The 11,564-nt window shown below is 44.5% G+C and carries 15 protein-coding genes; 5 read left to right on the top strand and 10 right to left on the bottom strand.

Translation table 11 applies throughout. From position 1 onward, the window contains the following. Nucleotides 1-2 precede the first annotated feature (2 nt). The 5 genes from RLN88_RS03450 to RLN88_RS03430 all read right to left on the bottom strand — a co-directional run bounded on the left by RLN88_RS03450 (nucleotide 3) and on the right by RLN88_RS03430 (nucleotide 3,871). Nucleotides 3-797: an SDR family oxidoreductase gene (locus RLN88_RS03450; protein WP_350219980.1), complete on the bottom strand. Its 795-nt coding sequence runs from the start codon at nucleotides 795-797 to the stop codon at nucleotides 3-5. Continuing rightward, entirely contained in the window at nucleotides 778-1,179 is a 402-nt protein-coding gene (locus tag RLN88_RS03445) for a hypothetical protein (RefSeq protein ID WP_350219979.1), read from the bottom strand. Before RLN88_RS03445 ends, RLN88_RS03450 begins: the two co-directional genes overlap by 20 nt. A 4-nt stretch (nucleotides 1,180-1,183) precedes the next feature. Beyond that, on the bottom strand, nucleotides 1,184-1,684 hold the full coding sequence (locus RLN88_RS03440; protein ID WP_350219978.1) for a dihydrofolate reductase: 501 nt from the start codon (nucleotides 1,682-1,684) through the stop codon (nucleotides 1,184-1,186). A 65-nt stretch (nucleotides 1,685-1,749) separates the two neighbouring features. Beyond that, nucleotides 1,750-2,679: a methionyl-tRNA formyltransferase gene (gene fmt / locus RLN88_RS03435; protein ID WP_350219977.1), complete on the bottom strand. Its 930-nt coding sequence runs from the start codon at nucleotides 2,677-2,679 to the stop codon at nucleotides 1,750-1,752. Nucleotides 2,680-2,704: 25 nt separating this feature from the next. Further along, nucleotides 2,705-3,871, bottom strand: coding sequence for a PDZ domain-containing protein (locus tag RLN88_RS03430; RefSeq protein ID WP_350219976.1), 1,167 nt, complete (start codon nucleotides 3,869-3,871; stop codon nucleotides 2,705-2,707). Nucleotides 3,872-4,043: 172 nt separating this feature from the next. Between RLN88_RS03430 and RLN88_RS03425 the strand changes: the two genes are divergently transcribed. Then, the gene (locus RLN88_RS03425; RefSeq protein ID WP_350219975.1) at nucleotides 4,044-4,874 is read left to right on the top strand and encodes a phosphate ABC transporter substrate-binding protein; all 831 of its coding nucleotides are present in this window, start codon (nucleotides 4,044-4,046) and stop codon (nucleotides 4,872-4,874) included. A gap of 48 nt (nucleotides 4,875-4,922) precedes the next feature. After that, nucleotides 4,923-5,780 (top strand): oxidoreductase, encoded by an 858-nt coding sequence (locus RLN88_RS03420; protein WP_350219974.1) that lies wholly within the window; start codon nucleotides 4,923-4,925, stop codon nucleotides 5,778-5,780. On the opposite strand, the gene RLN88_RS03415 is transcribed toward RLN88_RS03420, so the two are convergent. Continuing rightward, on the bottom strand, nucleotides 5,777-6,682 hold the full coding sequence (locus RLN88_RS03415; RefSeq protein WP_350219973.1) for a LysR family transcriptional regulator: 906 nt from the start codon (nucleotides 6,680-6,682) through the stop codon (nucleotides 5,777-5,779). The two genes, RLN88_RS03420 and RLN88_RS03415, sit on opposite strands and share 4 nt — an antisense overlap. A 105-nt stretch (nucleotides 6,683-6,787) precedes the next feature. On the opposite strand from RLN88_RS03415, the gene RLN88_RS03410 reads away from it, so the two are divergent. From RLN88_RS03410 to RLN88_RS03400, 3 genes are all read left to right on the top strand, one after another. Continuing rightward, the gene (locus tag RLN88_RS03410) at nucleotides 6,788-7,714 is read left to right on the top strand and encodes a DMT family transporter (protein ID WP_350219972.1); all 927 of its coding nucleotides are present in this window, start codon (nucleotides 6,788-6,790) and stop codon (nucleotides 7,712-7,714) included. Nucleotides 7,715-7,821: 107 nt separating this feature from the next. Beyond that, nucleotides 7,822-8,106: a hypothetical protein gene (locus RLN88_RS03405; RefSeq protein ID WP_350219971.1), complete on the top strand. Its 285-nt coding sequence runs from the start codon at nucleotides 7,822-7,824 to the stop codon at nucleotides 8,104-8,106. Further along, nucleotides 8,072-8,359: a DUF1272 domain-containing protein gene (locus tag RLN88_RS03400; RefSeq protein WP_350219970.1), complete on the top strand. Its 288-nt coding sequence runs from the start codon at nucleotides 8,072-8,074 to the stop codon at nucleotides 8,357-8,359. The genes RLN88_RS03405 and RLN88_RS03400 overlap by 35 nt, the downstream gene beginning before the upstream one ends. A gap of 7 nt (nucleotides 8,360-8,366) precedes the next feature. Here RLN88_RS03400 and RLN88_RS03395 read toward each other — a convergent pair whose 3' ends face one another. The 4 genes from RLN88_RS03395 to RLN88_RS03380 are packed head-to-tail and all read right to left on the bottom strand — an operon-like array spanning nucleotide 8,367 to nucleotide 11,522. Further along, complete coding sequence (locus tag RLN88_RS03395; RefSeq protein WP_350219969.1) at nucleotides 8,367-9,056, bottom strand: hypothetical protein; 690 nt, start codon at nucleotides 9,054-9,056, stop codon at nucleotides 8,367-8,369. After that, the gene (locus RLN88_RS03390; RefSeq protein WP_350219968.1) at nucleotides 9,053-9,421 is read right to left on the bottom strand and encodes a VOC family protein; all 369 of its coding nucleotides are present in this window, start codon (nucleotides 9,419-9,421) and stop codon (nucleotides 9,053-9,055) included. The genes RLN88_RS03395 and RLN88_RS03390 overlap by 4 nt, the downstream gene beginning before the upstream one ends. Before the next feature lie 28 nt (nucleotides 9,422-9,449). Further along, nucleotides 9,450-10,367 (bottom strand): glutaminase, encoded by a 918-nt coding sequence (locus RLN88_RS03385; RefSeq protein ID WP_350219967.1) that lies wholly within the window; start codon nucleotides 10,365-10,367, stop codon nucleotides 9,450-9,452. A gap of 6 nt (nucleotides 10,368-10,373) precedes the next feature. After that, entirely contained in the window at nucleotides 10,374-11,522 is a 1,149-nt protein-coding gene (locus RLN88_RS03380) for an exo-beta-N-acetylmuramidase NamZ family protein (RefSeq protein ID WP_350219966.1), read from the bottom strand. Between the last annotated feature and the right edge of the window lie 42 nt (nucleotides 11,523-11,564).

Below are 11,564 nucleotides of genomic sequence, written 5' to 3'. Positions count from 1 at the left end.
TGCTATGTCACTCTCAACTTTCTGATCGCCTTAGCCGCAGCTTTAGGCCAAAACCGTTTCAAATAGATGCCCATTTTTTCCTTCAGGCCACCAATGTATACTTCCTGTTTGCCGGATTCGATCGCTTTGATTATGAGGCGGGCACATTTTTGTGGGGACATTCCTTTTTCCTGACCCGGATCCATCTTGTTTTGCTGGCTGCCATCGCCCACAAGCGCATTGTACGAAATGTTGGTTTTTATATATCCCGGCAGCACGATGGTGACTTTGATGCCATCGTCATGATGCTCCGCCCTCAGGGCATCATAGAAACCGTGCAATGCATGTTTGGAGGCCCCATAGCCGGATCGAAATGGCGTGTTGATGATGCCGACCGTGGAGGTGACAATCACGTGATGACCCTTTTTGCGCTTTACCATGTCTGGCAAGAGGCTTTTGGATAGGGTGATGGAACCGAAGTAGTTGACCTCCATCAGCCTTCGGTCTACATCAAGGCTTGTGTTGAGGATGGTGTCTCGCTGGCTGATTCCCCCATTGTTGATCAGGATATCCACATCGCCAAAGATCGTCCCTACTTCTTTTGTCTTTTGTTTTAAAGAAAAACTGTCCTCCAGATCTATAGGTAGTACCTCCACCGTGTCTGAATTACAGTTTGCCTTTACCCGATCAAGTTCTTCCCTCCTCCGGGCTGAAATGATCAATTTCGCACCCTTTTCGGCCAATTGATAGGCCAGCTCCTCCCCAATGCCGGAGCTAGCCCCGGTCAGCCAAACCACGCTACCCTTGATCTTGCTCATTTTTGTGTTTGTTGTTCTCTACAAATACGTAAATACTATAAACACCGACTGCCGTACCGAAAGGAAAACTAAAAATGGAAATACATCCTGCGATCAACGCAATGACCACTCCCCAGCTTTTATTTTGAAGCAGCCCAATGCCTGCAATAATGGATGGTAGAGCGGAGAAGATCAGCAGGAGAATAAACACGATGCGAATGATAGAGGTAACCATGAGCAGAATTTCGTCTGCATCGTTCCCCACGTCTTTGGCAATTTCATCGGCTATGAATGGAAAAATCAATGAAACAAAGCTCCCAATAAAGATGAAAGCAATGGCTATCAATGAACCATAAACGATGTGAATGATGCCTAATGTGCGTTTGTGTGATTGGATGTCCATGAGATTATTTTTTTGAATATACTACGAAATCGAATGAGTATTTGTGTCTTTCATCTGCCGGGTGGTGTTCCCGCGACACTTCTTTCCATACAGATTGATCAAACTCAGGAAAGGTAACCTGCCCCTCAAAATCATGATTGATTTCTGTCAGATAGATGCGATCCGCATACCCCAATCCCATCCGATAGATTTCCCCACCTCCGATGATGAAGGCTTCCGGCTCACTGGTTGATCTGGCAATTTCAAGTGCTTCATCCAAAGAGGCTACCACCCTGCCACCATTTGCCTGATAATCAGACTGCCGTGTGATGATGATGTTTGGTCGGCCGGGTAGTGGCTGAAAGGAAGCAGGGAGGGACTCCCAGTTTTTTCGGCCCATGATCACATGATGGCCTTTTGTGGTTTGTTTGAAGTACTTGAAGTCATCCGGCAAATGCCAGGGGATGTCATTGTCCTTCCCAATTACCCGGTTTCTCCCCATCGCCGCAATCATTGAAATGATCATATCGCCTTTCTGTTTTGATGTACTCTTTAAAGTTACAATGTCTATGCTTATCCCACTGGCAAGCTTCAATGATCGGTAAACTGATAGCCACGAAGGAAATCCTCTACAGACATGCGCTTTTTGCCTTCTATCTGCAAATCCAAAATGTCTAAAGTACCATCCTGTGTTTTCACCTTCAGGTAGGTTTTTCCATCCGATTCAAACATTCCAGGCTGTCTAGATATGTCATCTGTTGATTTTTCTACCTGAAAAACTTTCACCGTTTTCCCTTCCAATTCAGTCCATGCCGCCGGATAGGGGGAGAGGCCCCTCACGAAATTCCTGACCTCTTTCATCGGTTTGTCCCAATCAATTTTGCAGTCTTCTTTGAAGATTTTTGGAGCAGATTTCAGATCCATATCTGTTTCCTGCGCAATGTGTGGATAGTCACCGGCGGCAATGGCTCGCACGGTTTTGAGTACCAGGTCAGCACCTTTTTCCATCAGGCGCTGATACAGGGAACCTACATTGTCATCCGGACGAATCGGCTCTTTTTCCTGAAAAATGATTTCCCCGGTATCTATTTCGTGCTTGAGAAAAAAGGTGGTGAGGCCCGTTTCCTTTTCCCCGTTGATGATAGCCCAGTTGATGGGGGCTGCACCACGGTATTGTGGTAGCAGTGAGGCATGCAGGTTAAATGTACCAAGCTCCGGCATGTCCCAAACCGCTACCGGGAGCATACGAAAGGCTACCACAATTTGTAGGTCGGCGTGGTAGCTTTTCAACTCTTCCAAAAATTCTGGAGACTTAAGGTTGGTCGGTTGGAGCACGGGGAGGCTAGCCTCCAGGGCATATTCTTTTACAGCGGACATACCCAGCTTTTTTCCTCGTCCTTGCGGCTTATCAGGAGCGGTTACTACTGCCACCACATGCACCTGGTTTTCCACCAGCTTTCGAAGACTTGCTGCTGCAAAATCGGGCGTTCCAAGAAATACAATCCTTAAGTCTTTGCTCATGGAGCGCAAAGAAACCAAACTATCCTCAATCGATCATGGATCGGAGCGTAATGGTCACAGATTTTTCAGAGCCTCCCTGATTGATTACCAAATCGACGGTTTCACCTTCCTCTTTAAGAATTTTTTTCACCTCTGCAAGGCTCACTTCATCCATTTTTTTGCCGTTGATTTTCACCAGTTCATCATTGATCTTGATGCCGGCCTCAGCTGCAGGACTGTCATCAAATACCTGGTGGATGAGCACTTTGCTCTTATCTTTCGAAAGCTGAACATCAATTCCGCTACAGTTTACTTTGAAGTTTGCATCATAGGTATGATCCTTTTCCAAATAGAGCATCTTGGTGCCATAGTCAAGGGTGAAATTGTACATTCTCAAAATCTGCGAACCGATAATGCCAGCGACTTTTTTATCCGCTTGAATACCGGTAGTAGCCGTGCTGATTCCGATTGGCAAATCTTCGATGGTCTGGTTGCCAAATGAAAACGAAAGCACGTGCCCTTCATAGTGCGGGGTTTCCTCATCGCCAAGGCCTTTTACCAGGTATGAGTAATGGTTTCCTGTTTTATGGATCACATCCCATTGCTCTGCATAGGGGGAGTTGAAGTCAAGGGTTGTACCTGCCCCCGTCATCACGAAGAAGGTGCCTTCATGCGGTTCATTATTGTTGAGCACTACCGTTCCTTTAATCACAGGAATGGAAATATGCAGATCAAATGGGATAGCATCACCTTGCTTGGGTGAGTTGCTGTGATCATAAATGTTCATCATTTTGGTGTCGAAGTTTACACTTACGGAATGATGTCTGAGTAGATCATAGCCAATGATCCCGTCCAGGTCCATGCCCAGACTGATCTCCAGGTGGTCCAGATCGGTGGAGTACACTTTGGTATTTTTTTCCATCAGGAAATGATTGATTGCTATGGTGTTGTGCTTGATCAGATGCCATGCTGAAGAGGTTTCATTCATCTCTATTTCTTTTCCGGCAAGACTCAGCTTTGAAGCAATGTCATCATCAATTACGGTGTATCCTGAGCCGGTATCAAAGATAAAATCGAGCGGCTCGGAATCATCCACACTTACTTTGATGATAATGTGATCGCCGAAAAGCTCAAATGGAATACTGGTAATAGGTGCCTGAGCAGATATTGAAATTGCGACAAGCAGGGATAATAGATAGGTTAGTTTCTTCATGACAAATGATTAGTTGGGAATATCAGGTTGAAATTAAAAAGTTTAGAGGACAAAGATTGCAAATTATGGGTAATAATGACTGGTAATGATTGCTTAACAGATCGTTAATTGTCTCTTGAATCGTGACGATTTTGCCTTCTCTACTTTCGTCTTTCATTAACTACAATCAACTATGAGATCAATTTTATCACTCACTATTTTGCTTTTGCTCTTTGGCTGCAATTCGATCCAAAAGAGCAAGGAATATGAAACACTAAGGCTCAAGGGAAGTGAGTCTATGCATGAGGCATTTTCTACCCTGGCATCAGATTTTCAAAAGCAGCAGGATACCCTGAAGGTAACCCTGGAAGGGGGAGGAAGCCGCACCGGGTTGATGGCTATAAAGGATAAAACAGCAGATATTGGGCTCTCATCTTTCCCGTTTAACCTGGATTCTATCCTGGGCGATGGCCATGGAGTGAGCCAGCGGGTGGTTGCTTATGATGGGATTGTGGTAATCAATCATTTGGATAACCCGATCGGGAAATTGACTGATCACCAGATCACAAACATTTATTCAGGGATCATCAAAGACTGGAGTGAAATAGGAGGGGAGCCCGGCTCAATCATGCCAGTGGTTCGGGATTCCAATTCCGGGACTCAGCGCTTTTTTACTGAGCATTTCAAGATATATGATGTGACCCCCTACGCTATAATAGCCGGGGAAAATCATGAAATTGTGGATTCGGTGATCAGCAACAAAAACAGCATCGGGTTTATTGGGTATGCCTACTACACAGCGATGGTGAAGAACATAGAGCTGCCATCGGTTCAGGGTGGGGATTCCCTCAGGTTTGTTGCTCCTGAGCCTCGCTTCATCGACAATGGGGAATATCCGCTGAAGCGATCGCTGCGCATCTATTTTGATGGCAAGTATGATGCACGGGTGATGGCGTTTTTGAAGTATCTGGACTCAGACCGTGCCAGGGACATCCTGGAGAGCTATGGTTTAATAGTCCTTTGAGAACAATTTCCGGATCTTCCATGTTGTCCACTCAAACAAAAAAATCACATGAGCAAACGAGTTTGGCTAATTACGGGATGTTCTACCGGTTTCGGTAGGGAGCTGGTGAAAGTGGTGGTGGAGCAAGGGGAGATAGCAATCGGAACGGTGAGAAAGCACGAGCAGGTTTCAGAATTAGAATCAATTAATCCCGAGCTAGTAAAAGGAATTGTTTTGGATGTGCAGAAGCAAGACACAATAGATCAGGCCGTCAGGTTGATTGAGAAGGAGTATGGCAGACTGGATGTATTGGTCAATAATGCAGGCTATGGTACGCTGGGGCCAATCGAAGAGACCAGTGAGGAGGAAATGCAACGCCAATTTGATGTGAATGTTTTTGGGTGTGTGCGGATGATCAAGCTGGCATTGCCATTCATGAGGAAGCAGCGAAGCGGAAATATCCTGAACATTACCTCCATTGCAGGGCTAAATGGATTCCCCGGAGTAGGTATTTATAACGGCAGCAAATTTGCGCTGGAAGGAATAGGGGAGGCGCTTTCCGCAGAGACCAAGCATATTGGCATCAAAGTGACCAATATAGAGCCAGGGCCTTTTCGAACAGACTGGGCGGGAAGATCTGCGACTTACAATGAATCCGCCATCGAAGAATATAAAGAGACGGCCACTAAAAACATGGAGAGTATTCGTGAAGTGAGCGGAAATCAAATTGGTGATCCGGTCAAGGCAGTGAAAGCGATGTATGAGGTAACTACTTTAGAGAACCCTCCAGTTCACTTACCATTAGGTGGCCCGGCATACAAACGTGTGGCTATTCGTCTGGAAGAATTCAAAGAGGAAATAGATAAGTTTAGACATTTGGGAAGGCCTACTGACTATACCGAAGAGGAGCTGGAGAGGATGGATTAATTCACACAGCAACAAAGCTCGCCAATGTTGCACCGGAGATGGTGAATGAAATTTTCTAAATACTGAGGTCTGTTTTCATCTTTCAGGGTAATTGCTGCCCATGTACGGTGGATGCCTCTTTTGGTAACAGGGATTAGCTCCAAATCTTCATTTTTCAGGTAAGGCTCCAAAATCCATTTGGCCATCACATTGACTCCCATGCCGGCCTTCACCAGCTCTACCACAGCCTCAGTCACCTGCACCTGCATCACTTTTCTGGGACTGATGCCCTCCGGGATCAATACCTGGGAAAATAATGACACGGATTCAAGGGGATAGGAGTGGATAATTACATTTTGATCCGCAAAGTCTGTGGCCTCCACGTATGATTTTTTCGCCCAGGGGTGATTCTTGGGCACGATGGCAAAGACTTCATCCCTGAAAAGCTCATGGTAATCCACATTCTGCCGATTTGAATTTTCGTAAATGATGGCCAGGTCAATGGATCCGTCCAATATCTGATCCTCAACATCTGCATTGTTGTTGTGGAAAATCTCGATCTCTACATTGGGAAACTCCTTCTTAAAATCTGCCATGAGTGAAGGCAACCAATGATAGCAGGTATAGCACTGAGTAGCCAGTCTCAGTGTTCCGCTTGTGCCAGATACATATTTCTTAATGGACCTCTCAGTTTTCTCCAATTCCTTCAAAATCCTTTCTGCTGATTCCAACACCATTTTACCTGCATTGGTCAGGATGAGCTGCTTGTTTACCCGGTGAAATAGCTGTGTTCCCAGCTGACTTTCGATTTCTTTAAGTTGATGGCTGAGGGCAGACTGTGAGAGAAATAAGGCATCCTTGGCTTTGGTCAAGCTTTTTGTTTCTGCTACCTCCCGAATCAACTTCAAGTGTCTGATCTCCATGTTGCTATATTAATGAAATTAATCGTATTGATAAAATCAATTCATCCAATTAATAGTTAGTTCATTCTTGATTCTCGTTCAATTTGGAAATCAATACAACAAACTATGAGAATCAAAAATGTCTACTTTCTAATTCTGCTTGCCACTCTTTGGGGCCCTTCTTTTCTATTTATCAAAATTGCTGTTGGTGAGATTCCTCCGGTAATGCTCGCGGCTCTTCGGATCGGAATTGCTGGTCTTATTCTGAATACTCTACTCATTCTAAAGGGACGGAGACTATCAATTGAGAAGTCCTTTTGGAAGAAAACATTCATTGCTGGGTTCTTTGCTCAGGCAGTTCCATTTGTTTTGATCAACTGGGGAGAGCAGTATGTTGATAGTTCGCTGGCTTCTATCCTGAATGGCCTGATGCCTTTGTTCACCATCATCTTTGCTCATTTCATGATAGTAGAGGAAAAGCTTACCAGAAATAAATTGGGAGGGGTTTTCCTTGGCTTCATCGGATTAATCATCCTTGTAGTTCCTAGTATTTCGAAAGGAGTGGAGGGTTCTTTGGCGGGAATAATCGCTATCACGTTTGCTTCTGTCAGTTATGGGATAGGTCTGTCCTATATTAGAAAACACTTTGCAAAAACGCCTTCATTTCAGGCACCTGCGGCCCAGCTGTTGTCAGTGAGCATATACCTCGTTCCATTAGCGTTCCTATTCCATCCTGATTTTAGTCTTTTCAGCATCGGATATCAGGCCGTTGGATCATTAATGGTTTTGGCCTTTTTTGGAACAGCCATTGCCTTTATTGTCTACTTCAAACTGATCGAGCAATCGAGTGCCGGGTATGCTTCACTGGTTACTTACCTAATGCCAATCTATGGTGTGATCCTAGGGATCGTTTTTCTTGATGAAAGAGTTTCCCTCTGGACAATTCTGGGTGCTGCGCTAATCCTTGTGGGGATCAGGCTTACTAAACGGGTGGAGAGGAGGAAAGCCATTGAGCCGAGAATTGATGTGGCACTTTTCTCCAAGTTTCGATGACACTCAGATTCTTAATTAGGTATTTACCTCTAATCTTATTCTGCAATTCTTTCACCTCTGTTTCAGGCCAAATTGGGCAGAAGAGATCGGGTTTGAATTTGGAGAGCATGAGATACTCAGGAGGTTCGTTGGTGGATGTGCGGCTTAGAAGATTGTCTCAGCACCTGAACATTGAAACCGTAACTGCTGAGAGTTACTTCCGGTTGATCTGTCCATCGGAAAATGATTTCAATGCATACCTGGCTGGTACTTACACACTAATTGATCAGCAATTATCATTTGAAGTAGGCAAGGCCATTACCGATCAGAATCTCGTTACTTTTAAAGTATCCATTTTCAACTCACTAATTGGAAAGTATGCTAGAACTAAGACCAACTTGCGAAAACTGTAACAAGCCTTTGCCACCTTCCAGCACTGAGGCGAGGATATGCACTTTTGAATGTACTTTCTGTGCGGATTGTGTAGATGAACTGGAGAATGTGTGTCCCAATTGTGGAGGGGGCTTTGAGAAGAGACCAGTGCGTCCTTCCGTTCCTTTGAAGAAATCTCCAGCGACGGAAAAGGTAACTCACAAGCCTGTGGATAAGGAAAAACATGCAAAAATGAAGGAACGTTATCAGCACATTCCTCCGCATCAGCGATGATTTAAGATTAATCTTTTGTCTCGTTTTGATAGCTCATTTGAAAGCCAATTTTATTGCCACCTCCCAGCGATTGTGTCCGTTCCATCTTTTCCCTCACGGTAATATTTCGGATTTGAGAAAATGGCGGAGCTATCAGGTCATTTTCAGCAGCTTGCGTGATGATCAGCTTAATCAGAATATCAAGATCCACTTTTTCTATTGGTTTCTCTGAAATAGTTTCAAACATAAAACCAACCTGTCTGTCACCTTCTACAATGAAGTGATTTTCATAGTTGATCAGCAATCTGGCCAATAAATACCCCGGATCATTCAGTCGGTTAAATTCAAACGAATCTGACATGAAATTGTAGATATTAATCTGTCCCAAATACTTCCTCAGCGGATTTTCTTTTACGTATTCGGATTTATTATAATCATACTCATCTGTAAGTGTGATAATATTTGTATGAAGCACAAAAACGAGCAGATCGCCAGCCACGCGCACGTGAAATTCCTGCTTACTGATAGCCTCTACACTCAGTTTGACATCCTTATCCATTTCAGTGGTTTTGGCACTAATGATGTCAATCTGCACACGAGCTTCTTCTAGCATTTGCTCAAAAGCCTGACAAATGTTTCGGTAAGTCTGCTGCTTTATGGAAGACTTGTTGAGGAGTATTTCCACAATGTTTTCCGTGGGGTCCTGATTTTCATTCATACAGCTTGCTGGTGTAGTGCGATTCTGTTTCCTTCCGAATCCTCAATATGTGCTACAAATCCATGCTCACCGATACTCATTTTGGGATTGATGATTTTGCCACCATTTGTTTCAATTTTTGGGAGCACATCATCTATTTCTTTCACAGAGAAATATATCAAAGCACCCTGATAGGAAGGAATGTAGGTTTCTTGTTTGATGAGGGTACCGGTTGCTCCGCTGGCATCCGTCTCAAATGGGAAGAATGACATGGCTGCCGAACCAATTTCCATGTTATCCCCCATTTGGATATCGAAAATGGATTGATAGAAGTTCTTTGCACGATCCATTTCTTTTACGGGAAGTTCAAACCAATTTGCTCGCATATCTGAAATATTTTTCTATTGAAATTACTTAAAAAATGGATGATCCTGTTATCTCAGTGAGTAGCTCCAGTGCCCGCATCCCCGCAGTGCTGTTTCCTTTTTCATTGAGTTTTGGACTCCATACAGCCACACTATACATGTTTGGATAGATGGCTACTATGCCGCCACCTACGCCGCTCTTACCGGGTAGCCCTACGCGAAAGGAAAACTCCCCGGCTTCATCATAAAATCCACAGGTCTGCATGATGGCATTAATACGCTTGGTATGAACCTCACTTAGCACCCGCTTCTGATTTTGCAAAAGCTTGCCCTGATTTGCAAAAATGACAAAAGTTTGGGCCAGCTCCCTGCATGACATGCTCAACGAACAGGTATCAAAATAAAAGTCCAGTACCTCCTCCACATCATTGTCAATATTTCCGTATCCTTTGATCAGGTTGATCATGGCCCGGTTATTATACCCCTCTGCTTTTTCGGATTTAGCTACCTTCTCATTATAATCAATGGTGGTATTGCCCGCGATCTTTCGCACAAAATCCAGGTATTCCTGCTTGGGATTTTTCAGATGGGAAACCAGAATGTCACAAATCACCAGTGCACCGGAATTGATCAGGGGATTACGAGGGATGCCCCGCTCATGTTCCAACTGAACCAGCGAATTAAAGGGATCACCTGAAGGCTCCACATCCACACGCTCCCATATTTTCTCTTCTTCTTCCGTGATAAAGGCCAGTGCCAGAGACATCACCTTGGAAATACTCTGAATGGAAAACCGCTCCTCTGAGTCACCAAAATGAAACTCTTCCCCAATTACACTGGTCAAGTGCATGCCGAGCTTATCCGGATTCACTTTTGCCAGTTCGGGAATGTAGGTGGCCACCTCCCCATCCAGCTTTTCACCTTTGAGCTTATCCTCAATTACATTTAAAATTCCTTGATAATCCATTCACGCTTAGTTGTAAAGCAGGTATTGCTTTCGCTTTTTCTTGAAATTACTCAATTCAGGTTCCCAGGAAGCCCGTATTTGTTTCTCGCTCATCCCCTCTTCCAGTTGTTTTTGGAGTGAATTAGTTCCAGCCAATCGCTTAAAATAGTCATTGAAGAAATCATCCCGATCCATTTTTTGATAGGTTTCAATGAGTGGCTGAAGCGAAAACTTATAGACCGGTTTGGTGCCAACCCAGGATAAACCATAGCAGGTCAGGTCCTCATAGGGTGGCCATTTGGCACCTTCTCGGGATTCGGGGGTAAATGAGTAAGTCCCATCGGGATAATCAGGATGACCAATTTGCTGAAAGGCATGGTCAGTGCCCCGCCCAACGGACATGATAGTCCCCTCAAAAAGACACAAACTTGGATAGAGCGAAATACTCAGGTCATCGGGTAGGTTGGGAGAGGGTTTTACGGGGAGCGGGTAAGGCATGGAATGATCCCAGTTTTTTATTTTAATAACCTGCAAATCCGCTTTGATCCCATTCTTTAGCCATCCTTCTCCATTGATCATTTGCGCCAGTTCGCCCACCGTCATGCCATGCACAATGGGAATGGGGTGCATGCCCACAAACGACTGAAGAGCAGTATCAAGTACAGGCCCGTCTACATAGCTGCCATTGGGGTTGGGCCTATCCAGAATAATCAGCGGAATGTTGTTTTCTGCACACGCCTCCATCACGTAATGCATGGTGCTGATGTAGGTATAAAACCGGGCGCCCACATCCTGAATATCAAACACCATGACATCCACCCCTTGCATATGCTCTTCAGTAGGCTTTTTGTTTTCCCCGTAAAGTGAAACTAGTTCATAGCCAGATTCCACACTATCATATTCAATTACTACTCCATCACTTACCGTCCCTGTGAAACCATGCTCGGGGGTAAAAACCTTGATGATATTGATCCCTAGAGACCTTAGAGAATCTGTGATGTGTACACCCTCAATCAAGGAACTGTGGTTGACGGTAAGCGCCACGCTCTTATTTTTGAGTAAGGGTGAGTATTCACCCAACTGGCGGGCTCCAGGTAGGATGGATGATTTTTGCTCATGTGGCTTAGTTCCACAGCCCAGCGAAATAAGTAAGAAAATGACAATAACCCTGCGCATATTAAATCTCCAAGTTAGCTTGTTCTTACAGTATTCAAAACC

Source organism: Ekhidna sp., assembly GCF_040223195.1.
GTDB lineage: Bacteria > Bacteroidota > Bacteroidia > Cytophagales > Cyclobacteriaceae > Ekhidna.
The sequence above is the reverse complement of the archived record's forward strand: the minus strand, read 5'-3'. Positions and strand labels throughout refer to the sequence as shown.